The 23,142-nt window shown below is 65.4% G+C and carries 22 protein-coding genes; 20 read left to right on the forward strand and 2 right to left on the reverse strand.

Translation table 11 applies throughout. The annotated features are described in order from the left end of the window. Positions 1-9: 9 nt before the first annotated feature. Together ALC15_RS23105 and ALC15_RS23110 are read right to left on the reverse strand one after the other, a co-directional pair. Complete coding sequence (locus tag ALC15_RS23105) at positions 10-663, reverse strand: TetR/AcrR family transcriptional regulator (RefSeq protein ID WP_050629317.1); 654 nt, start codon at positions 661-663, stop codon at positions 10-12. Between the two features lie 188 nt (positions 664-851). After that, a complete protein-coding gene (locus tag ALC15_RS23110) occupies positions 852-1,772 on the reverse strand; it encodes a LysR substrate-binding domain-containing protein (RefSeq protein ID WP_050629243.1) in 921 nt (306 codons plus the stop codon). 100 nt (positions 1,773-1,872) lie between these two features. On the opposite strand from ALC15_RS23110, the gene ALC15_RS23115 reads away from it, so the two are divergent. The 20 genes from ALC15_RS23115 (at position 1,873) to ALC15_RS23205 (ending at position 23,110) form a co-directional block, all read left to right on the forward strand. Then, positions 1,873-2,646 carry an ABC transporter ATP-binding protein gene (locus ALC15_RS23115; protein WP_050629318.1) on the forward strand — a complete coding sequence of 258 codons (774 nt, stop codon included), beginning with the start codon at positions 1,873-1,875 and terminating at the stop codon, positions 2,644-2,646. Then, a complete protein-coding gene (locus ALC15_RS23120) occupies positions 2,643-3,365 on the forward strand; it encodes an ABC transporter ATP-binding protein (protein WP_050629244.1) in 723 nt (240 codons plus the stop codon). The genes ALC15_RS23115 and ALC15_RS23120 overlap by 4 nt, the downstream gene beginning before the upstream one ends. Before the next feature lies 1 nt (position 3,366). Continuing rightward, a complete protein-coding gene (locus ALC15_RS23125; RefSeq protein WP_050629245.1) occupies positions 3,367-4,281 on the forward strand; it encodes a branched-chain amino acid ABC transporter permease in 915 nt (304 codons plus the stop codon). A 3-nt stretch (positions 4,282-4,284) separates the two neighbouring features. Continuing rightward, complete coding sequence (locus tag ALC15_RS23130) at positions 4,285-5,358, forward strand: branched-chain amino acid ABC transporter permease (RefSeq protein WP_050629246.1); 1,074 nt, start codon at positions 4,285-4,287, stop codon at positions 5,356-5,358. Between the two features lie 31 nt (positions 5,359-5,389). Beyond that, positions 5,390-6,577: an ABC transporter substrate-binding protein gene (locus tag ALC15_RS23135; protein WP_094194042.1), complete on the forward strand. Its 1,188-nt coding sequence runs from the start codon at positions 5,390-5,392 to the stop codon at positions 6,575-6,577. Positions 6,578-6,667: 90 nt separating this feature from the next. After that, the gene (locus ALC15_RS23140; RefSeq protein ID WP_050629247.1) at positions 6,668-7,396 is read left to right on the forward strand and encodes a LamB/YcsF family protein; all 729 of its coding nucleotides are present in this window, start codon (positions 6,668-6,670) and stop codon (positions 7,394-7,396) included. 39 nt (positions 7,397-7,435) lie between these two features. Next, positions 7,436-7,678, forward strand: coding sequence for an acetyl-CoA carboxylase (locus ALC15_RS23145; protein WP_050423756.1), 243 nt, complete (start codon positions 7,436-7,438; stop codon positions 7,676-7,678). Positions 7,679-7,691: 13 nt separating this feature from the next. After that, positions 7,692-9,092 (forward strand): acetyl-CoA carboxylase biotin carboxylase subunit, encoded by a 1,401-nt coding sequence (locus tag ALC15_RS23150; protein WP_050629248.1) that lies wholly within the window; start codon positions 7,692-7,694, stop codon positions 9,090-9,092. A 42-nt stretch (positions 9,093-9,134) separates the two neighbouring features. Next, on the forward strand, positions 9,135-10,010 hold the full coding sequence (locus ALC15_RS23155; RefSeq protein ID WP_050629249.1) for a 5-oxoprolinase subunit B family protein: 876 nt from the start codon (positions 9,135-9,137) through the stop codon (positions 10,008-10,010). After that, positions 10,000-10,977: a 5-oxoprolinase subunit C family protein gene (locus tag ALC15_RS23160; protein WP_050629250.1), complete on the forward strand. Its 978-nt coding sequence runs from the start codon at positions 10,000-10,002 to the stop codon at positions 10,975-10,977. Before ALC15_RS23155 ends, ALC15_RS23160 begins: the two co-directional genes overlap by 11 nt. Before the next feature lie 210 nt (positions 10,978-11,187). Beyond that, the gene (locus ALC15_RS23165) at positions 11,188-12,153 is read left to right on the forward strand and encodes a LysR family transcriptional regulator (RefSeq protein ID WP_050629251.1); all 966 of its coding nucleotides are present in this window, start codon (positions 11,188-11,190) and stop codon (positions 12,151-12,153) included. Between the two features lie 106 nt (positions 12,154-12,259). Then, positions 12,260-13,219 (forward strand): AraC-like ligand-binding domain-containing protein, encoded by a 960-nt coding sequence (locus tag ALC15_RS23170; RefSeq protein WP_050629252.1) that lies wholly within the window; start codon positions 12,260-12,262, stop codon positions 13,217-13,219. Positions 13,220-13,401: 182 nt separating this feature from the next. Continuing rightward, complete coding sequence (locus ALC15_RS23175) at positions 13,402-14,961, forward strand: hydantoinase/oxoprolinase family protein (protein ID WP_244486219.1); 1,560 nt, start codon at positions 13,402-13,404, stop codon at positions 14,959-14,961. Continuing rightward, entirely contained in the window at positions 14,873-15,424 is a 552-nt protein-coding gene (locus tag ALC15_RS46425) for a hydantoinase/oxoprolinase family protein (RefSeq protein ID WP_244486220.1), read from the forward strand. Before ALC15_RS23175 ends, ALC15_RS46425 begins: the two co-directional genes overlap by 89 nt. 3 nt (positions 15,425-15,427) lie before the next feature. Continuing rightward, positions 15,428-17,389 (forward strand): hydantoinase B/oxoprolinase family protein, encoded by a 1,962-nt coding sequence (locus tag ALC15_RS23180; RefSeq protein WP_050629253.1) that lies wholly within the window; start codon positions 15,428-15,430, stop codon positions 17,387-17,389. Between the two features lie 105 nt (positions 17,390-17,494). Beyond that, positions 17,495-18,601: a TMAO reductase system periplasmic protein TorT gene (torT, locus tag ALC15_RS23185; protein WP_050629254.1), complete on the forward strand. Its 1,107-nt coding sequence runs from the start codon at positions 17,495-17,497 to the stop codon at positions 18,599-18,601. Between the two features lie 61 nt (positions 18,602-18,662). After that, a complete protein-coding gene (locus ALC15_RS23190; protein WP_050629255.1) occupies positions 18,663-20,201 on the forward strand; it encodes a sugar ABC transporter ATP-binding protein in 1,539 nt (512 codons plus the stop codon). Next, positions 20,198-21,214, forward strand: coding sequence for an ABC transporter permease (locus ALC15_RS23195; protein ID WP_050629256.1), 1,017 nt, complete (start codon positions 20,198-20,200; stop codon positions 21,212-21,214). Before ALC15_RS23190 ends, ALC15_RS23195 begins: the two co-directional genes overlap by 4 nt. Then, positions 21,207-22,220: an ABC transporter permease gene (locus tag ALC15_RS23200; RefSeq protein ID WP_050629257.1), complete on the forward strand. Its 1,014-nt coding sequence runs from the start codon at positions 21,207-21,209 to the stop codon at positions 22,218-22,220. Before ALC15_RS23195 ends, ALC15_RS23200 begins: the two co-directional genes overlap by 8 nt. After that, positions 22,217-23,110, forward strand: coding sequence for an FAD binding domain-containing protein (locus ALC15_RS23205; protein ID WP_244486221.1), 894 nt, complete (start codon positions 22,217-22,219; stop codon positions 23,108-23,110). The genes ALC15_RS23200 and ALC15_RS23205 overlap by 4 nt, the downstream gene beginning before the upstream one ends. The last annotated feature ends 32 nt before the right edge of the window (positions 23,111-23,142 follow it).

A 23,142-nucleotide genomic window follows, 5' to 3' on the forward strand; every position in this document is an offset into this window, starting at 1 on the left:
AGGCCCGCTTCAGAGCAATTCCGCCTGCCGGCTGCGGCCGGCCGGCTTTGCCTTGCTGCGCGGCCGGGCGGCGGCGGCATCCGCGGCACCGGCCAGCACCAGTTGCGCGACAAAGTCGGCATATTCGGCGCGGGTCATCGGCCCGCCCTCGCGAAACCACATATAGTGCCAGTTCAGCATGCCGAAGACGCTCATCGTCAGCGGCTTGAGCACGCGCTTCTGCTTCGCCGCCGGCACCGCCGCGGCGAGCGCATCCGACATGATCCCGACCAGGATCCGCTCGCTCGCAAGCAGCGGCTGCTGCTTGTCCTTCGGCAGCAGCTTGAGACTTGCGATCTGGACCTGATGCTCGGCGTCGGCATGCCGGTAGAGCTCGAGCAGGGTGCCAACGATTGTCCTGAAGCGCTCGATGGGATCGCCGGCCGACGCGCTCGCCTTGCGAACCGCCGCCAGCAGCGTCTCGAGATGCGACGACAGGATATCGAACAGGATCGCCTGCTTGTCCGGGTAATAGTGGTAGAGCAGCGCCTTCGAGACACCGCACGCATCCGCGATCGTGTTCATCGACGTGCCGACATATCCCGATGCGGCAAACAGCTCGGCCGAGCGATGCAGCATCGAGAGGCGCTTGTCGTCGTAGTCCTTGGCGCGCGATCGGGCCATGTCGTTCCGTTCCATCGGCCGCCGTCCGGCCTTCGTCAGAGGATGTCGCTCAACGGCAAGGTTCCGGAACACCGGCCGGGCTGGGCCGCATCCGAACCATCATTTATTGACCATCCGGTCAGGCAATTCCATGGCTGAATTGGAATGGCGCCCTGTCGTGCGGACACGCGGTGCTGCCATCCGGGACGTCAGTCGAGCTTGAACGGCTCCGATCCCGGATAGGAATGCGCGACGAACTCGCAGAAGGCGCGGGCCGCCGGCGAAAGCGTCGCGTTGCCCTTCCAAGCCAATCCGACATCCATGGTGTGGACATCGTCGTCAAGCGTCTTGAGATCGATGCGATGTCCCTCGAGCGACCAGGGACGGTAGACCATGTCCGACAGGATCGTGATCCCCATCCCGGTCGCAACCATGCTGCGCACGGCCTCCACCGACAGGGTGCGGAAGATGACGTTGGGAACGTACGCCGTGTGCTGCCAGTAGCGCATCGCGGAGCGTTCGGCCTCATCGACGGTCAGCATCAGATACGGCTCGCTCGCGAGATCCGCCAGCTTGACGCTGTCCTTGCGCAGCAGCGGATGATTGACGCAGGTCCACAAGCGCCGCGGCGAGCGCAACAGCAACCGCGAGCGAATCGAGTGCCGGTCGTGCAGGTTCGCGATCAGCATGATCGCCGCATCGACGCTGCCGCTGATCAGGCTCTGCTCGATCGCATCGCGTTGAAACTCGTGCAGCCGGACCGTGATGCCCGGAAAGGTTCGCCAGAACCGCGTCAGCAGCGGCGGCAGGAAATATCCGGCAACGGTGTAGCTCACCGCCACGTCGACCGTGCCGTCGACCTGCGTTCCCCAGCGATGCGGCCCCCGTGTCGCATCCGACACGCTCGCCTCGATCGCGCGGGCGCGCTGCAGGAATTCGTGGCCGTCGAAGGTCAGCGTCACGCCGTTGGAATGGCGGTCGAACAATTTGCGGCCGAGCTCGGCCTCGAGCGCCTTGATCGACGAGGTGACCGCCGACTGCGTCACGTTCAAGGCCGCCGCGGCCGCGGACACGCGGCCGCTCTCCGCCGTCGCGATGAAATGCCGGACTTGACGGAACGTCAGAGACATAAAAATTTCCGATATCAGCGAACGATATTTCGAATTTTACAATCCCGCGACGGAACGGAAAAATCAATCCGTCGGTTCCGGGTGAGAAGGCGTTGGGATGATGTCCGATGGTTTGGAATTGGTCGCTCGCAGTGTCAGCGTCCAGTTCGAAGGCCTGAAAGCGCTGTCCGACGTTACACTGGCCGTGCCGCGCGGGCGTATCGTCGGACTGATTGGGCCCAATGGCGCCGGCAAGACCACTCTTATTAATGTGTTGACCGGCTTCCAGCCGGTCGGCACCGGCACCGTCGAGCTGGAAGGCGAAACGCTGAACGGCATTGCAGCGCACATGCTGCGACGCAAAGGCGTGGCGAGAACCTTTCAGTCAGGCCGACTTTTCCGCGACCTGCCGGTCATGGACAACCTGGAAGTGACCGGCGTCGGCCTCGGCCAAGGCCGGCCCGACGCGATCAGCGAGGCCGAACGGGTCCTGGCCTGGCTCGGCATTTCGCATCTCGCCAACACCATCGCCGGCGCGCTGCCCTATACGGACGAACGCCGTGTCGCGATCGGCCGCGCCATCATGTGCACGCCGCGCTATCTGCTGCTCGACGAGCCCGCCGCCGGCATGTCGGAGCATGAGAGCCACGAGCTTGCCGCGATCATTCGCCGCATCGCGGGCGAGCTCAATGTCGGCGTGCTGTTGATCGAGCACAATATCGGGCTGGTGCTCGAGCTCTGCGAACGCATCTTCGTGCTCGACTCCGGCGAAATCATCGAGGTCGGCACGCCGCCCCAGATCCGCGACAGCGATGCGGTGCGACACGCCTATATGGGCACGCAGCGCGACGAATTGCTTGCACCGCTCCCGGCCGACGCGGCCGTCGCGTCATGACCGCGCTCGTCGTCAACGACATCACGGTCAGCTATGGCCGCCTCACGGCACTCCGCGGCGTGACGTTGACGGTCGACGAAGGCGAGATCCTGTTCGTGACCGGCCCGAACGGCGCCGGCAAGTCGACGCTGCTGAGCGCCATCGCGGGCGTCGTGCCGCCGGCCTCCGGCTCCATCATGATCGATGGCGTGGGGATTGCCGGCGCCGCGCCCGAAGACATCGCCCGGCGCGGATTTTCGCTGGTGCCGGAGGGACGCAACGTCTTCGGCGCGCTGACGATCGAAGAGAACCTGAAGGTCGGCACCGGCATGCGCGCCGACCGCAGGACAATCGCCGACGACCTCGATCAGATCTACGAAGAATTCCCAATGCTGGCCGAGCGCCGCCACACCCCGGCGGGCATGCTCTCCGGCGGCCAGCAGCAGATGCTGGTGATCGGCCGCGCGCTGATGGCCGCGCCCCGCATCATGGCCATTGACGAGCCGTCGCTCGGCCTTGCGCCGAAGATCATCGACCAGGTCTACGAAATCCTGCTGCGGCTGCGGGCACTGCGCAAGCTCACCCTCCTGATCGTCGAGCAGAGTTCGACGCGCGCCATGATGACGGGCGGGCGGATGGTCCTGATCCGGGGCGGGCGCATCGTGCTGGAGGGCTCCGCCGCCGACATGGTCAGGGACGATCGCCTGAAGCAGAGCTATTTCGGCTTCGGAGATCACTGAGATGCGTGAGTTGCTCCAGATCATCTTCGACGCGCTGAGCCTCGGCAGCCTCTATGCGCTGGGAGCGCTCGGCATCGCCCTGATCTTCGGCGTCATGCGGCTGGTCAACTTCGCCCATGGCGATTTCATCGCCTTTTGCGTGTTCGCCATGCTGTGGCCGTCGATCGATGCGGCGGCGGTGGTCTTTGCCGGCCAGCTGCCGTTCTATCTTCTGATCCCGCTGCTGCTCCTGACCGGCGCCGCGCTGTCGATCCTGTCGGAGATCGTCGTCTTCCGGCGCTTCCGCAACACCAATCCGGCGACGATGATGATCGCGTCCTTCGCGCTCGGCTTCGTCATCCGACATCTCCTGCTGATGCTGTTCTCCAGCCGGCCGAAGTCGATCACGCTGTGGCCGAGCCTCGGCCTGCCAGTCGAATTCCTCGGCGCCCACATCCCGATGCTCCAAGTCGTGACCATCATCATCACGCTGGCGGTGCTGGTGATCCTCGTCCTGTTCCTCAAGCGCACACGCTACGGGCTCGAGATGCGCGCGGCCGCCGATAATTTCACCATGGCGCGCATGCTCGGGGTCCGCGCCAATGGCGTGATCCTGCTGGCCTTCGCCATCAGCGGCATGCTGGCGGCGGCGATCGGGCTGATCCTGGCGACGAATTCCGGCACCGCCGACATCGGCATGGGCGCCAACGTGATGCTGATCGCGTTCATCGCGACCGTAATCGGCGGCCTCGGCAGCATTCCCGGCGCGGTTGCCGCCGGCTTCCTGATCGGTGCGGCCAGCGTCGTGTTCCAGGCGACCCTGCCGCACGACGCCCGCGTGTTCCGCGACGCGTTCGTCTACGGCGCCGTCATCGTCGTCCTTCTGGTGCGGCCGCAGGGCCTGTTCGCACCGAAATCCGCCAAGCAGAGGGTCTGATCGATGTCGCAGCGGCCGTCCGTCATCCGGCAAACGATCATCACGCCGATCGTGCTGATCGTGGCGCTGCTCATCATGGCTGCCCTCTCCTATCAATTCGGCAGCCGGGCCTTCAACCGCACCGTGGTCGAGATGTTCATCAACATCATGGTGGTGGTTGGCCTCTACGTGTTCGTCGGCAATTCGGGCCTGCTGTCGTTCGGCCATATCAGCTTCATGTGCCTGGGCGCCTACATGACCGCATGGCTCACCATTCCGCCGGTCATGAAATCGATCACGCTCAAGGGCCTTCCGGCGTGGCTGCTCCATGCACAGCTGCCGATGTGGGTGGCGACACCGATCTCCGGGATATTTGCCGCCCTGTTCGCGCTGATCGTCGGGCGCGTCATCATGCGCCTGTCGGGCATCGCCGCCTCGATCGCGACCTTCGGCCTGCTCGGCGTCATCAACAACGTCTATTCGAACTGGGACTCGGTGACCGGCGGGCAAGGCTCGATCGTCGGCATTCCACCCACCATGAACGTCTGGACCGGATGGATCGGCGGCGCCGTGGCGATCGCGATCGCCTATCTGTATTCGATCTCCCGCTCGGGCCTCGCGCTGCGCGCCACCCGCGACGAAGCGGTCGCAGCCAGCGCCTCCGGCATCGACATCGTCCGCGAGCGGCTGATCGCCTTCGTCGTCAGCGCCTTCATCATCGGGCTCGCCGGCGCGCTGTACGCGCACTTCCTGAGCATCGTCAATCCCGGCGCATTCTATCTGCGGACCACCTTCATCACGCTGTCGATGCTGGTGGTCGGCGGCATGTACAGCCTCAGCGGCGCCGTCTCCGGCGTGGTCGCGATCTCGGTCCTGATCGAGCTGTTCCGCGATCTCGAGAAGGGCATCAGCATCGGCGGGCATACCGTCGGTTTGCCGAACGGTGCCCAGGAGATCGCGATCGGCATCATCACCATCGTGATCCTGATGTACCTGCCGAGCGGGTTGACCCGCAACCGGGAGTTCTCCTGGCGCCGATGGCCGTTGCAGCGGCGCCTGGCCCGTCCGGTCCAGACCGCATTGAAGGAACTGCACTGACGCCCGTTTTGTACAATTGGAGGAGTGGCATATGCGCTTGACGACATTACTCGGAATTCTGGCCGGAGCATCCACGCTCTGGTTCACGCCGGCCCAGGCGGCCGACGAGATCGTTGTTGGCTTTGCGACCGCGGCATCCGGATTCATGCAGGCCTATGACAAGCCGGCGCAGGACGCGGCGCTGATCCGGATCGACGAGATCAACAAGGCCGGCGGCCTGCTCGGCAAGAAGCTCAAGCCGGTGTTTGCCGACACCAAGACCGATCAGGCCGAAGGCGCCAAGGCCGGCCTTGCGGTGCTCGACCAGGGCGCCGACCTCGTGATCGTCTCCTGCGACTACGATTTCGGCGCGCCCGCGGCGCTGCAGGCGCAGGCCGCCGGCAAGGTTTCGTTCTTCCTCTGCGCCGAATCGATCAAGGCCGGAATTCCCGGCGTCGGCCCGTTCTCGTTCTCGGCCTCCGTGCTGGCACCGGTGCAGGGCGCAACCATGTCGGAATGGGCGTACACCAAGAAGAACGCGCGCAGCTTCTATCGGCTGCTCGACAGCTGGACCGTCTATAACAAGGGCATCTGCGACGGCTTCGACTGGATGCTGCCGCGCCTGAAGGAAGCCAAGCTGGTCGGCAGCGACACCTTCAAGAACGACGACGCCTCGATCGCCTCGCAGATCACCCGGATCAAGAGCCTGCCGAAGGAACCTGACGCCATCATGCTGTGCACGATGATGCCGGGCGCCGTCTCCGCCATCAAGCAGATCCGCGCCGCCGGCATCAAGTCGATGATCCTCAACGGTTCGGGCGTCGACGGCAGCTACTGGATGAACGCCGTTCCCGACCTCTCGAACTTCTATGTTCCGGTACAGGGCTCGGTCTATGGCGACGACCCGAACCCGAAGGTCAACGAGTTCAACAAGAAGTACAAGGAAGTCACCGGCGGCGACCCGTCGAGCCAGTACGTCTATCCGGGCTACGTCCTGATCGACGTCTGGGCCAAGGCGGTCGAACGCGCCAAGTCGACCGATGCGGCGGCCGTCGTGGCCGAGCTCGAGAAGATGAACAACGAACCCACGCTGTTCGGGCCGCGCACCTTCACCAAGGACATCCACCACCAGAACCAGGGCCGTTACCTGATCGTCGACACCGAGGCCGGCAAGCCGAAGGTCATCGACCAGTGGACGATCTCGGAAAAGATCCCGCTCGACTATCTGGTGTCCAAGTAATCGGCAACGCGCCGCCCTGGGTGCGCCAGACGTACGCAGGGCGGCCTCGCTGCCGGTCCTCTACGAAGCCTGTTGGAAGGAAATCAGGAGATGGTCGTGATCAACTGCGACATGGGCGAGGCCTACGGCCTCTACAAGATGGGCGACGACAGGGCGTTGATGCCCCATATCGACGTCGCCAACGTCGCCTGCGGCTTTCATGCCTCAGACTTCAATCACATGCGCAAGACCGTGCAGCTCGCGAGGGAGTTCGGCGTCAAGGTCGGCGCGCATCCCTCGCTGCCGGATTTGCAGGGATTTGGCCGCAGGGAGATGAAGATCAGCCGCGAGGAATTGTCCAACTGCCTGCTCTACCAGATCGGCGCGCTCAAGGCGTTCCTGGACGCCGAAGGCATGCCGCTCAACCACATCAAGCCGCACGGCGCGCTGTACGGCATGGCGTCGCGCAACGAGGACATTGCGGAGGCCGTAGCTGATGCCGCTGACGTCTACAAGGTGCCGCTGCTCGGCATGAAGGGAACGCTGCACCAGCAGGTCTATGAGCGCCGCGGTCACGCCTTCGTCGCCGAGTATTATGCCGACCTCGACTACAATGCCGACGGCAGCCTGATCATCACGCGCGAGCACGAGGCGAAGGACCCGGCCGACGCCGCGACCCGATGCGCGAGAGCCGTCAACGAGGGCAAGACCCGCACGGTCGCGGGAAACGACATCGTGGTCGGCGCCGATTCGATCTGTATTCACTCCGACACGCCGAACGCCGTCGCCATCGCGGAGGCCGTCCGCGAAGCGGTCCGCCCCTACCTCACCGCGCGCTGAGCCGTCGCGGCAAAGAAACCAATTACGTACGAGGAAACAATGGCAACGCAGCAGATCTTCTCGCCGCTCCCGGGCATCTTTTACCGCAAGCCCGCCCCCGACAAGCCGGTCTACAAGAACGACGGCGACGTCGTCGTGGAGAGCGACACGATCGGGCTCATCGAGGTGATGAAATCGTTCAACGAGGTGAAGGCGGGCGCCGCCGGCAAGATCGTTCGCTTCCTGGCCGAGAACGAGGATGCCGTGATGGCCGGCCAGCCGATCGCCGAAATCGACGTTTGAACCCCAACCAGCCATGGCGATCAGAAAACTCCTCATAGCCAATCGCGGCGAGATCGCGGTGCGCATCATTCGCGCCGCGCGCGATCTCGGCATTGCGACCGTTCAGGTCCACAGCAAGGCCGACAAGGACTCGCTCGCGGTTCGGCTCGCCGACGAAGCGGTCGATATCGGTCCGCCGCAGGCGGCGAAATCCTATCTCAACCAGGCTGCGATCCTCGCCGCGGCGCAGAGCACCGGTGCCGATGCGATCCATCCCGGCTATGGCTTCCTCGCGGAGAACGCCGAGTTCGCGGCCGCCGTCGAAGCGGCCGGAATGATCTTCGTCGGCCCGACCGCGCAATCGATCCGGCTGATGGGCGACAAGGTTGCCGCCCGCGAGGCCGCCGCCTCGGCCGGGGTGCCGACCGTCCCCGGCAGCCAGGGGCGGCTGGAGTCTGCGGAAGCGGCCTTTGCGCTGGTCGAGAAAACCGGCTTCCCTGTCATGATCAAGGCCGCTGCCGGCGGCGGCGGACGCGGCATTCGCATCGCACGGTCCGCCGAGGAATTTCATCACCTGATGCCGCAGGCCCAGGCTGAGGCGCTGGCTGCATTTGGCGATGGCGGGCTCTATGTCGAGAAACTCGTCGAAGGCGCACGGCACATTGAGGTCCAGGTGCTCGGCGACGGACGCGACGTGATCCATTGCTTCGAGCGTGAGTGCTCGTTGCAGCGGCGCCGCCAGAAAGTGTGGGAAGAGGCGCCCTCGCCGTCGCTGACCCAGGCTGTGCGTGAAAAGCTATGCACATCGGCCGTGGCGCTGGCCAAGGCGGTCAACTACCGCGGCGCCGGGACGCTCGAATATCTCTACGACGATAGAACCGGCGAATTCTACTTCCTGGAGATGAACACCCGGATCCAGGTCGAGCATCCCGTCACCGAAATGGTCACCGGCATCGACCTCGTGCGCGAGATGATCCGTATCGCCGGCGGCGAACCCTTGCGCATCCGCCAGGACGAGGTGCGCGTCAGCGGCCATTCGATCGAGGTCCGTATCAATGCCGAGGATCCCGCCAGGAATTTCCTGCCCAATCCGGGCACGGTGAACGCGCTCGGCGTACCCGGCGGTGACGGCGTGCGCTTCGACAGCATGCTCTATCAGGGCTACACGGTGCCGCCGTTCTACGACAGCCTGCTCGGCAAGCTGATCGTGCACGACAAGGATCGGCCGAGCGCCATCAGGCGGCTCGAACGCGCGCTGGCCGAGCTCAGCGTCGAGGGCATTTTCACGACAAAGCCCCTGCACCAGGCGCTGGCGCGCGACGCCGACGTGCAGGCCGGACGCTTCCATACGGCGTGGCTCGAGCCATGGCTGGAGTCCCATGCCGCAGCCCTCGCCACCGCTCAGCCACCATCGGCCGTCAAGGTCGCACCATGATGACGAAACAACCGCTCCGTCAGCAACAGGAGGCCGCTAGTCATGCAAACTCGATTTTCCTTCGGCGGCGACGAGCACATCTTCGCCGAGGTCGGCGAGGCAATGTCGCTCGAGGCTTTTTTCAAGAGCCTCTTCATCACCAACGCGGTGCGCGACGCAAAGATCAGGGGCGTCACCGAGATCTGTCCGGCCAACGCGTCCTATCAGGTCAAGTTCGATCCCGATCAGATCAAGCCGGACGATCTCCTCACCGAGTTGAAGCGGCTGGATTCCGCATCGGAGAAATCGGAGCCGGTGATCAAGACGCGGATCATCGAGATTCCCGTGCTCTACAACGATCCCTGGACGCATGAAACGCTGATGCGCTTCCGCGAACGTCATCAGGACCCAAACGGAACCGACCTCGAATACGCCGCCCGCATCAATGGCCTCGACAGCGTCGACGCCTTCATCAAGGCGCATTCCAGCGCACCCTGGTTCGTCTCGATGGTCGGCTTCGTCGCCGGACTGCCCTTCCTCTACCAGATGGTCGAGCGCAAGCGGCAGCTGCAGGCCCCGAAATACCTGCGTCCGCGCACCGACACGCCGAAACTCACCGTCGGGCATGGCGGCTGCTTCAGCTGCATCTACTCGGTGCGCGGCGCCGGCGGCTACCAGATGTTCGGCATCACGCCGATGCCGATCTATGACCCCAACCAGAGCATCAGCTATTTGCGCGACTTCATGTGCCTGTTCAAACCGGGCGACATCGTGAAGTGGAAGCCGATCGACCGGGCGGCCTATGACGCTGCGGTCGCCGACGTCGACGCCGGGCGCTTTGCTCCGATCATCCGTGATGTCTCGTTCTCCCTGACCGAGTTCAACCGCGACGTTGATGCCTACAACGCCAAGCTCGATGGAGTTCTCCATGGCCGTTAAGGTTTTGAAGCCGGGTCTTGCGACCACCGTGCAGGATCTCGGACGTCCGGGCTATTATCACATCGGCATTCCGCTCTCCGGGGGCATGGACCGTCACGCGCTCGCGGCTGCCAATCTGCTGGTCGGCAACGAGGCCGGCGCGGCCGTGCTCGAAGCCGTGTTCATGGGACCCGAGCTCGAATTCACCGAGGACGCCGTCGTCGCAGTCACCGGCGCGGAACTGCCGCCGAAACTAGACGGCGCGCCGCGCGAGACCTGGACCAGCTTCAAGGTGAAGCGCGGCCAGATCCTCTCCTTCGACTTCCTCAAGCAGGGGGCGCGCGGCTACATCGCGGTTGCCGGCGGCATCGACGTGCCCGTCGTTCTCGGCTCGCGTTCGACCTACGCGCTCGGCGCGCTCGGCGGCTTCAAGGGCCGCAAGCTCGAGGCCGGCGACGAACTGCCGATCGGCCATGCCGCCGCGACAGGCAAGGAAGGACGCAGCGTCGCCAGGGATTTGCGCGGACAACCGGCGGGAATGCCGACCGAGCTGCGCGCGATGCCTGGTCTTTACTGGCACCGCATCACCGAGGCGGCCGGCAACGGATTCTTCTCCGACACCTGGAAGGTTGCGCCGGAGGCGGATCGGATCGGCTATCGCTTCAAGGGCGGCAAGCCGCTCGAATTCGTTCCACGTGAACCGCCGTTCGGCGCCGGCTCTGACCCGTCCAACATCACCGATGCCTGCTATCCCTACGGCTCGATCCAGGTTCCCGGCGGCACCGAACCGATCGTGCTGCATCGTGATGCAGTCTCCGGCGGCGGTTACTTCATGGTCGGGACCGTCATCGCCGCAGACATGGACCTGATCGGCCAGCTGCAGCCCAACACACCGGTGAAGTTCGTCAAGGTCGATATGAAGGAGGCGCTCGCGGCGCGCAAAAGCCGCTCGGAGTTGCTCGGCAGGCTGCACAGCGCATTGGCATAGTCGCCGGCAAGCTGCCCTGCCCGCCAAGACCGCGGTCACCGATCCGGTGACCGCGTGATCACGTCCTGCGGTTCAGGCCGTCGGTTGCGGCCTCTCAGGTCCGGAATCGGCGCCGCCGCGCGCTCTCGGCTTGTCGGCACGAGAGTTGCAAAGAATACCGCCGGGCTGAGAAACACCGCTCACGAGTTAGGCAACATCGGAACAACCGCGATGTCCGTTTCTCTGAAACAGATCCGTTACTTCGTCGCCGCCGCCGAGACCGGGCGCATCAGCCAGGCGGCGATCGACCTCAACGTCTCGCAATCCGCGGTCACCGCGGCGATTCAGCAGCTCGAAGCGACCGTCTGCGCCCGCCTGCTGGAGCGCGCGCCGAACGGCGTGACCGTTACGATGGAGGGCAGCCGATTCCTGTCGCAGGGTCGCCAGATCCTCGCTGCCGTCGCCGAGGCGGTGCGCAACACACAGATATCGGCGGGACCGCTGTTCGGCACGATCCGCATCGGCGTCACCTATACCGTGTCCGGTTATTTCCTGCCGCGCCACCAGAAGCGCTTCCAGGCAAGCTTTCCCGGCATCACGATCGAACTGTTCGAGGCACCGCGCGACGTGCTGGAACGCGCGCTCGTCGACGGTGCGCTCGATCTCGCTGTGATGCTGGTCTCGAACCTGCGCGACAACGCCATGCTGACGAGCGAGACGCTGCTGCGGTCGCCGCGCCGCCTGTGGCTTGCGCCCGAACATCCGCTGACCCGCGCCGAGCGGGTCCATCTCGCCGACATCGCAACCTATCCCTACGTCATGCTCACCGTCGACGAGGCCAAGCACACCTCGATGCGCTATTGGAGCAATGCCTCGCTCGAGCCGAACACGATCTTCCGCACCTCGTCGGTCGAGGCCGTGCGCTCGATGGTCGCAGGCGGCATGGGCATCGCCATCCTCTCCGACCTGATCTACCGGCCCTGGTCGCTGGAGGGACAGCGGATCGAGACCCGCGTCATCGAGGACGAGGTGCCCAGCATGGATATTGGTCTTGCCTGGCGGCGCGACACCAGGCCGTCGGAAGCGGCGATGGCGTTCCGCGATTTCATGCGCTTTGCGGTTGCCGGCGTCGGCCCGGGGCGCCCCCCCGTCAGCATGGATCCCCGGCACCAGGCCGAGGAGGCGATCGAAATCTAGAATATCTGTTTCCGTTTTATTCGACTTGACGCCGTGCGGCTGTCCTCGCCAAACTTTGTCCGGGGACACGACGACCGGAGGTACAGCCGGCGGCGGGGAGTGAGACATGCAAGTCACCTACACGACCAATGACATCCCGTTGCAGAGCCGCCGCCAGTACTGGCAGGAGGTCGTCTCGAAGACTTATTACTCGCTCGACCTGCGTTTCCCGAGCACGCGCGAATTCGACGCCCGCCTCGGCGCCTGGTCGATGGGTCCCCTCTCGGTCTCGCGAAACATCGCCAATGGCCTGCTGTACAAGCGCCATGAGCGGCATCTCCTGAGCGAGCGGGAGGAATCCTTCCTGATCACGGTGCCCGAGCTTGCGGAAATCCGCTTCGAGCAGGACGGCAAGGTGGTGCACTGCCGGCCCGGCGCATTCCTGATCGAGCGCAGCCATCTGCCCTACGAGTTCAGCCATCAGGACCCGACGGCGTTGTGGTGCTTGAAGATCCCGAGCGCGGTGCTGCGCGCACGTATTTCCCGGCCGGAGCGCCTCGCTACGCTGCAATTCGACGCCAGCCGCAGCGTCGGCGCGCTGTTCGTCGACACGCTGCGCCTCTCCGGCGAACGCATCGAGGAGATGGACGACACCGCCCGCACGATCATGGGCAAGCACCTGATCGAGCTGCTTGCGATGGCCATCGAATCCGACGACCGCGTGCTGACCGGCCACTCGTCCTCGGTGCGCAACGGGCATCTATTGCGCTGCGAACAGTTCATCCGTGCCCGGCTCGATGACATGCGGCTCACGCCGCAGATGATCGCCGACGGCTGCGGCATCTCGCTGCGCTATCTGCACCAGATCTTCGAAGGCGAGGGTCTGACCGTCTGCGCCTATATCCGCAACCAGCGGCTGGCGATGTGCGACGCCCTGCTGCGCGATGCGAGCTGCCGCAAGAGCATCTCGGAAATCGCCTATCAATGGGGCTTTGCCGACCAGGCGCAATTCAGCCGCAACTATCGCGGCCGGTTCGGCTGCACCCCGAGCGAAGCGCGCGCCACCTCGCGCGCCGCCAACGCCTGACGACGGCACCACTACCGCACCGCCCCTGATCGTTTGTTGGGCAGCCCGCCGCCGGTTCGGGCAGGCATGGTCTGCCAAGCGGTTCGCTCTCTCGCACAAGTCTTCCTGCGCTCAGCGTCAAGAAGGCGGGCCGCCGCTCTGCCTAAGATCAGCGAAACGCTTGTTCGAAAGGAAGACGCATGGTGCAGGACCTTCGTGTGGCTGTCGATGTCGGCGGCACATTCACCGACATCTGCATTATGGACGAGACGACTGGTCTCATCCGCATCGAGAAGACCTCCTCCACGCGCGATCCGATCGAAGGGATCATGGGCGGCGTGTCCAAGGCCGGGATCGATCTGTCCAGGGTGGCGCTGTTCTCGCACGGCACGACCGTCGCCACGAACGCGTTGATCACGCGCCGCCTGCCCCGCACCGCCGTGGTGACGACCAAGGGGTTCCGCGACGTCATCGAGATCCGGCGCGCCAACAAGGAAGACCTCTGGGACACCTACAAGGACGTCGTGCGGCCCTATGTGCCGCGGCGCGATCGCCTGACCGTGCCCGAGCGCGTCGATGCCGGCGGCAAGGTGATCGAGCCGCTCGACGTCGAGGCGGCGCGCGAGGTGGCACGCATCCTCAAGCGCCGTGGCGTCGCCGCCGTCGCGGTCTGCTTCATGAACGCCTATCTCAACGGAGCAAATGAGCGCGCGATGCGCGACATCCTGCTGGCGGAGATGCCCGATATTCCGGTGTCGATCTCCTCGCAGGTGCTTCCCGAAATCTTCGAGCATGAGCGGTTCTCGACCACGGTTGCCAACGCCGTCGTAAGCCCGGTCGTCGTCAACTACACGAGCCGGCTCGGTGAGCGCCTCGCCCGCGAGGGATACACCCGCGATCTCCTGCTGCTGCACACCGGCGGCGGGGTGATGACGCCGGCGAGCGTCAAGGACTTTGCCGCCCGCCTCGCCGGCTCCGGCATCGCCGCCGGCGCGATCGCCAGCCGCTATATCGCCGGCCTCTGCGGCTTCCCCAACTCGATCGGACTCGACATGGGCGGTACCTCCACCGACGTCTCGCTGGCTTATGAAGGCCACTCGCGCGTCACCAAGGACTGGCACATCGAATTCGGCTATCCGATCCGCTTCGCCTCGATTGAGGTGCTTACCATCGGTGCCGGCGGCGGCTCGCTGGCGTGGACGGATCCGGCCGGCTCCCTGCGCAACGGCCCGCAATCGGCCGGCGCCCACCCGGGACCTGCCTGCTATGGTAACGGCAATACGCAGCCAACCAACACCGACGCCAATGTGACGCTGGGCCGGCTCGGCACCGATCTTGCCGGCGGCAAGGTCAAGCTCGATCCGGCATTGGCCGAGCAGGCGGTCGAAGACGGCGTCGCAAAACCGTTCGGCCTCGGCCTGCACGAAGCCGCGGACGCGATCGTCAAGGTTGCCAATGCCAACATGTCGGATGCGGTGCGGCTGATCTCGATCAGCCGCGGCTACGATCCGCGCGACTTCGCGCTGGTGGCGTTCGGTGGCGCCGGCGCTGCACGGGGTCGACGTCGCGCGCGAGCTGTCGATTCCGGTCGTGATCGTGCCGCCCAATCCCGGCGTGACCTCCGCGCTCGGATGCCTGCTCGTCGACATGCAGCACGATTTCTCGCAGAGCTGCATGGTCGACGCGGTCGACGCCGACGCCACCGAGATCGAAGCACAGTTCGCCGAGCTCGAGAAAGCCGCGCTCGCGCGCCTCATCCATGAGGGCGTCGCGCAGAACGACATCGTGCTGCAGCGCTCGATCGACATGATGTATCGCGGCCAGTGGCGTTCGCTCGCGGTGAACGCGCCGCAGCCGATCGGCGCGATCGCCAACCTGGTGCAGAGCTTCCACGCCGAGCACCAGCGCGAATACAATTTCCGCCGCGACACCGCACCTGTCAGCTTCTTCCGCCTCAACCTGAAGGCCGTCGGTGTGGTTCCGAAGGCCGAATTTGCCGTTCACAAGCCGACTGGCGCTAGCCCCGGGCCGGTCAGCCGCCGCAGGGTGTGGTTCGAGGGCAGCGGGCTCGATACGCCCGTCTATCAGCGCGACGACCTGCCCTGCGGCTTCTCCTTTCAAGGCCCCGCGATCATCGAGCAGCTCGATGCGACGACTGTCGTGCCGCCCGGCGCCAGCGCCGAGGTCGACAAATATCTCAACATCATCATCCGCGTGAAGGAGTGAACCATGGACACGGCTCTCCCGCTCGATCCCGTGACCTTCGAGGTCCTGAAGAACTCCTTCATCACCAGCGTCGACCAGATGGGCGAGCAGGTCTTGAGGACCTGCTACTCCTTCGTGATCTACAACCGCGACTTCTCGAGCGCGCTGCACGACGCCAACGGCGAATGCGCGGCGCAAGGCAACCAGGACATCGCCGTCCACGTCGGCACACTGCATTTCACCTGCAAGGACGTGATGCGCCATTTCGAAGGCGACATGCATGAGGGTGACGTCTTCGCGATCAACGATCCCTATGCCGGCGGCACGCACTTTTCCGACGTGCGGCTGATCCGCCCGATCTTCGCCGACGGCAAGATCATCGCCTTCAGCCAGTCCAACGGACACTGGTCGGACGTCGGCGGCAGCGTGCCGGGATCGTTCGACGTCGCCGCCCGCGAGATGTTCCGCGAGGGCCTGCGCATTACACCAGTCCGCCTGTTCGACAAGAACGGCCTGCGCAAGGACGTCGCGCATCTGATCGCCTCCAACACCCGCGACCCGGCTTCGATCATCGGCGACATCCAGGCGCAGGCCGAAGCTACCGCGGTCTGCGAACGCGAGATCCTGCGCCTGGTCGGCAAATACGGCCGCGACACGGTCGAGACCGGGCTTGCCGCGGTCCAGGACTATGTCGAGCGCTCGGCGCGGCAGCGCATCGCAGCGCTGCCCGACGGCGAATGGGAAACCGTCGACTTCATCGACCGCGATCCGGCCGGCGGCGAAGGCATGATCCCGATCCGCATCAAGCTGACGATCAAGGGTGACCGCGCGATCTACGACTTCACCGGCAGCCATCCGACCATCGGCTCGATCTACAACTCGGCGTTCGGCGCCACCTTCTCGGCGGTTGCGGCCGGCACGAAGACCTTCTTCCCCGACCTGCCGCTCAATTCCGGTTTCTACCGCTGCTTCGAGATCATCGCCCCCGAAGGCTCGATCGTCGATGCCAAATGGCCGATCGCGGTGACCGGCTTCCTGATGCCGTTCGAGAAGATCATGAACTCGATCTACGAAATGTGGTCGAAGTTGATGCCGGAGCGCGCGCTCGCCTGCGCCTTCAATCTCGAATATCTGCTGACCGGCGGGCTCGACGCCCGCAGCTCCGACAAGCCGATCTTCATGTTCTACGACTGGCTGCCCGGCGGCTGGGGCGGACGCAACGGCAAGGACGGCAGCAATGTCACGACCGCCTGCTTCGGCACCGGGCTGATGTCGCAGCCGGTCGAAGGCCAGGAGCGCGCCAACCCGATCCTGACCACCGAATGCGAGATCCTCACGGACTCGCCCGGCCCCGGCAAATGGCGCGGTGGCGCCGGCGTCATGAAGACGTCGCGGATGCTGCAGGCCGAGAAGACCGTGATCTCCTATATCTGCGACCGCGAGCGCGCCATCGTGTGGGGCATTGAGGGCGGCCTGCCGTCGATGCCGCACGGCCTGACCCTGAAGCGCGCCGGCAGCGCGGCCGAGGAGCGGCTCGGCTCGATCTTCTCGGACGTGCCGATCGGCGAGGGCGACGTCTTCTCGCGTCCGACCGCCGGCGGCGGCGGGTTCGGCGATCCGCTGGAGCGCGATCCGAACCTCGTGATCGAAGACATCAAGGACGACTACGTCTCGGTGGAGCGCGCCGCCAAGGACTATGGCGTCGTGGTGCACACGATCGATGCCGAGCTCTGCAATTACGAGGTCGACAAGGTCGCGACCGCGGCGCTCCGCGCCAGGATCCGCTCCGAACGCGTCGCCAATGTCCGACTCGATCCGGAGACGGTGGCGCAGCGTTACCGCAACGGAGAGCTCAACACGTTCGACGTGATCCGCAAGCACGCGGTGATCCTCGACTGGGGCACCGGCGCGCTGCTTGCCGAATCCACCCGCCAGTTCCGCGAAGCGTTCGAGCGGCGCTCGGTCGCGATGTGGAAGGCGGGCTGATCGTCATCGACGGCCCGCGCCGCCAGCAGACGGCGCGGCCCATCTAGCGAAAGAGGACGAGAAGCCGCCGCCCTGCAGTTTCATTCGAACCATGAGGATTGCGCTATGACGATCTCGACGTGCCTTTCTTCCAACCGGCTGAGGCCGATCCGCTCCGTGCTCGGCATCGCCGCCGCTCTTGCTCTTGCCAGCGCCGCCACTCCGGCGGCGGCGGGGACCGAGACGCCATGGTTTCCGATGAGGGTCTACGATGCGTCATCCGGCACGCCGAAGCCCGCCGACTACACGCCGCTGCCGAAGGCCGAGAAGCCCTACAAACTGTGCGTGCTGTTTCCCCACATGAAGGACAGTTTCTGGGTCGCCGTCGCCTACGGCATCGTGAAGCAAGCTGAGGCGATGAACGTCAACATGAACCTCTACGAGGCCGGCGGTTACGAGAATCTGCCCAAGCAGCTGTCGCAGTTCGACGACTGCATGGCAAGCGGACCGGATGCGATCATCGTCGGCGCCATCTCCGGCGCGGGCCTCAGCAAGAAATTCGAGGAAGCCAAGGCCAAGGGCGTGCCGGTGGTCGGCGTCACCAATCCGCTGCCGCCCAACGCGCTGCCCGCGGCCAATTATGTCGACTTCGTCGCGATGGGCGAGGTCACCGGCGACGGTCTGCTGGCGCAGGCAAAGCCCGGCGATAAGCTCAATATCGTTACGTTCCCCGGTCCGGCCGGCTCAGGCTGGGCAGAGTCGTTCAACGAGGGCTTCAAGAAGGCGATCGCCAAGAACCCGAACGCCAAGATCCTGGCCGAGAAGTTCGGCGACTCCGGCGTCGCCGTGCAGCTTCAGCTCATCCAGGACGCGCTGCAGGCCTATCCCGCCATGAACGTGATCTGGGGCACCGCCCCCACCGCCGAAGCCGCCATCGGCGCGGTTGCCGAGGCCGGCAGAAGCGACCTGAAGATCGTATCGTCCTACGAGAACCAGGCCATGCTCGATGCGCTGAACCGCGGCGACATCCTCGCCTTCGCAACGCAATATCCCGTCGGCGAAGGCGCGATCGCAATCGACCAGGCGGTGCGTCTGATCGAGAAGAAGCCGGTCATGAGCCTCGTCCAGCCGGTGGCCACCGTCATCGACAAGACCACCGTGCCGAAATTGCAGATGGATCTCGTGCTGGCACCTGCAAGCTGGACACCGGTCTATTCGGTCAAGGCCAAGTAGGCCGAACGATCGGGGCGGGAGCACGACTCCCGCCTGCCCGCTCACGGCCACGGAGACGCGGATGAACGTCGAGATCGATCCGAAGCCGGCCGCGCCCCTACTTCAGTTGCGCGGCATATCGAAGCGGTTCACCGGTGTCCGGGCGCTCGACCGCGTCGACCTCGATGTCCGTGCCGGCGAACTACACGTCCTGTTTGGCGAAAACGGCGCCGGCAAGTCGACCCTGATCAATATCGTCTCGGGCACCTTTCCACCCGACGAGGGCACCTTTCATTTCGGCGGCGAGGAGATCCACCATCTGACGCCGCAGCGCGCGCGAGAGATCGGCATCAGCCCGGTGTTTCAGGAATTTTCTCTGATCCCGAGCCTCACAGTTGAAGAGAACCTGTTCCTTGGCCGCGAGATCACGCGCGGCGGCGTGCTGCATTCGCGCCAGATGCGCAAGCGCGCCAGCGCGCTGATCGACGAGCTCGGCTTCGACCTCGATCCCGCGCGACGGATCGACGACCTGTCCCGCGCGCATCAGCAGATGGCCGAGATCGCCAAGGCCCTGCTCGGCCGCGTCCGCCTTTTGATCCTCGACGAACCGACCGCGTCATTGACCGAACGCGAGACCGGACGGCTGTTCGAACTGATCGCGCGCCTGAAGGACCAGAATGTCGGGCTGATCTACGTCTCACATCGCATGCGCGAAATCCGCGCGCTGGCCGACCGCGTGACGGTGCTGCGCGACGGCCGTCACATCCGGACCCTCGACGCCGCGACCTCGACCGACAGTGAGCTGGTGGAGTTGATGACCGGCCGCACCATCGACCTGCTGTTCCCCGCCATCGCCCACCAGCCGGACAAGGTGATGGTAGAGGTCGAGAACCTGACGCTCGCCGACGGAAGCGTTACAGGCGTCAATTTCCATGCCCGAGCCGGCGAGATCACCGGCATCGCGGGCCTCGTCGGGTGCGGCAAGTCGGAGCTGATCCGCGCGATCTACGGCATCGAGCGCGCGTCGACCGGCACGATCCGGATCGGCGGTGCGCCTTACGAATTTCCAACCCCGAGGCACAGCCTCAAGCGCGGCGTCGCCTACTTTCCCGCCAACCGGATCGCCGAAGGGCTCGCGCTGTCCCGTCCGATCCGCGAGAACGCGTCGATGACCGGGCTAGACCTGCCGGCCTTCGCCCGCTTCGGCATTTTGCGGCAGGCCGCCGAACGCGTGAAGATCGCGGGCATCATGGGACAGCTGCAGCTCAGGCCGCCGAACATCGAACGGAGCGCCGGCGCATTGTCCGGCGGCAATCGTCAAAAGGTGATGCTGGGACGCGCGCTGACGCGCGAGCTCACCGTGTTCCTGTTCGACGAGCCGAGCGTCGGCATCGATGTCGGCGCCAAGCTCGAGGTCTACGAGTTCATGAAGCGCCTCGTCGACGCGGGCGCCGCCGTGATCGTGGTGTCGTCCGAACTGCCCGAGGTGCTGGCGCTGTCGAACCGGCTCTACGTCATGCATCAGGGCCGTGTCGCCGCCGAGCTGACCGGCACTGAGAAGACCGAACAGAATGTGCTCTCGAGCTTCTTCCGCGAGCATCTGACCGCGGAGGTCGCATGAACACGGCCCTCGTCGTCGCCGCGCCACGGCGCTCGGTCAGCCTCCGGTCAATCGCAGGCCGAATCGGGTTGCTGCCGGCCCTGCTTGTGCTGCTGGTGGCCGGCATGTCGGCGATCGATGCGCAGTTCTACGGCCTCATCAACGTCCTCAACATCCTGCGCAATGCCTCGCTGCTGGCGATCGTCGCCTGCGGCCAGGCGCTGGTCATCATCGCCGGCGGCTTCGATCTTTCGGTCGGTGCGCTCGTGGCGCTGGCGAGCGTCGTCACCGCAAAGACCATGGCGGTCACGGCGGCCGCCTTTCCCGGCTCCAACGGCCTCATCATCGCCAGCGGGGTCGCGGCCGGGCTCGGTTGCGGCGTGGTGGTCGGGCTCGTCAATGGCTTCTGCGTGGCACGGCTCAAGGTCTCCGGCTTCGTGGTGACGCTGGGCACGATGTCGGCGACCACCGGTGTCGGCCTCATGATTACGAACGGCATCCCGGTTTACGGCATGCCCGAGATCTTCGTGAAAGGCTTCGGCCGCGCGCGGGCGCTCGGACTGCCGACGGCCGCCCATGTCGCGCTGATCGTGATCCTGGTGATGGTGTTTGCACAGCGGCGCACGCTGTTCGGCCGCTACGTCTACGCGATCGGCGGCAATGTCGATGCGGCGGTGGTGTCGGGCGTGACGATCCAGCGTCATATCGTCGGCACCTACGTCGTCTCGAGCGTGCTTGCGGCATTGACCGGCATTCTGCTGACGGCGCAGGTCGGCTCCGGCCAGGCCAGCTTCGGCGGCGACCGGATGATGCTGCAATCGATCGCCGCCGCGGTGATCGGCGGCGTCAGCCTGCGCGGCGGCGTCGGGCGCATCGAGATCGTCGCCGTCAGCGCATTGTTCCTGACCATCCTCGGCAACGCGCTCAACCTCCTGCACGTCGACTCGCGGCTTCAGCCGGTCTTCCTCGGCATCATCATGGTCGCCGCCGTGGCGCTCGACGAACTCAGCCGACGGAGCAAGCCGCGTGTCTGACCTCGAATTGACCGTTGCCGCCAAGGACACCGACCGCCCGAAGCTGACGCTTGGCCGCCGGCTCTGGAGCGCGGTGCTGCCGGTCGCATTGGCGGTGCTGTTGCTCGGCTTCGCCACCGTGGACCACGGCGTGCTGTCGCCGGCCAATTTGCTCAACATCGCGCAGCAGACCAGCTATCTGGCGCTGTTCGCGATGGCGCAGACCGTCGTCATCCTGACCCGCGGCTTCGATCTCGCCCTTGGCCCGACCGTATCGATGGTGAGCGTCGGCACTGCGCTCGCGATGGCCAGCGCCACCGCGTCGGGCCATGGCCCGGCTGCCGTGCTGCTCGCCGGGCTCGCGGCCGGCTTCGCGCTCGGCATCGCATGCGGCCTGTTCAACGGCGTGGTCGTCGCGTTGCTCGGCGTCAATCCGTTCGTCGCGACCCTGGGCAGCTACAACATCGCGATCGGGATTGCGACCACGCTTTCGTCGGGACGGCCTGTCCAGGGCGTGCCGGCTCCGTTCTCGCAGATCTTCTACAGCGGCAGCATCTTCGGTGTGCCGGCAGCGATTGCGATCACCTTAGCAGTCGGCGTCGGACTGCATTTGCTGCTGGCCCGCACCGTGTTCGGCCGCTCGCTCTATTTGATCGGCACCAATCCGCGTGCCGCGGCGGTCGCCGGCCTGCCGGTCAAGCGCATTCTGGTCACGACCTATGTGCTGTGCTCGGGGCTTGCCGCGCTGGGTGCGATCATGATGACGGCGCGGACTGGATCAGGTGAACCTAACCTCGGCGGCGCGCTCTCGCTGCAGGCGATCGCCGGCGCCGTGGTCGGCGGAACGAGCCTGGCCGGCGGACGCGGCGGGGTCGGCACCGCGGTGCTCGGCGCGCTGTTCATCACGATCCTGTCCAACGGCATGAACCTCACCCGGATCGACGGATACGTCCAGATGGTCGTGCTCGGCGCGATCGTCATCATCGGCGTCCTGCTGGATCGCCTGCGGCAGGAGCGGAGCGCATGATGGCAGGCACACCGATCCGGAACATCCCGGTCGCGGCGCGCGATACACCGACATCGATCTATATCGCACCCTCGCTCACCGCCGCCCTCGATGCGCTGAACGACTGCGGAGCCGCAGGTTCTCCCCTGGCCGGCGGCACATGGATCATGCGATCTCCGATCCGGCACGAGCCGCTCAGGCCCCACTATGTCGCGATCGGAAGGATCGCCGAGCTGACCGCAATCCGGATCGGCAGCGACGCAGTCGAGATCGGTGCGGCAGTCACGCACGCGGCGCTAGCGGCAGCCTTGGCCGACCTTCCGGAATTTGCCGGCCTCGCCGCGGCCGCCGGACGCTCCGCCAACCCCGCGATCCGCGCGATGGCGACGATCGGCGGCAATCTCGCGGCATCGGACTTCGCCGCGGCGGATTGCGTGCCGGCGCTGCTGTGTCTCGACGCCGAGGTCGAGATCTCGGGCCGCGACGGTTGCGAGCGCATCAGCCTGGCGCACTTCCTCGAGGTCCGGTCAACCCTCGCCTCCGGCCGGCTGCTGACACGGATCATCGTGGCGCGGGCGGAACGCAGGACCGCCCATATCCGACTGCCTCTGCGCAGGTCGGGCGACTATCCGGTCGCCATCGTCAGCCTTTCAGTCCGCGTCGATGCGGCGAACCGGATCAATGTGGCGCGGATCGCGGTCGGATCGGTCGAATCAAGCGCGCGCCGCTGGCCGCGGCTTGAAGCAGCACTTCTCGGACGTCCACTCGACGCCGCAGAAGCGGCACGGATTGCCGCCGAGCTCAGCGACGAATTCACCGGCCGCGACAGCGTCGATGCGCCGGCTTGGTATCGTGTCAGCGTGCTGCCCGGCCTCGTCCGCCGTGCAGCGATCGCTGCGCTCGGCTCATGAACGCGCGGGGATGACATGGGATTCAATCTGAC

The sequence above is a fragment of the Bradyrhizobium viridifuturi genome (genome assembly GCF_001238275.1).
GTDB lineage: Bacteria > Pseudomonadota > Alphaproteobacteria > Rhizobiales > Xanthobacteraceae > Bradyrhizobium > Bradyrhizobium viridifuturi.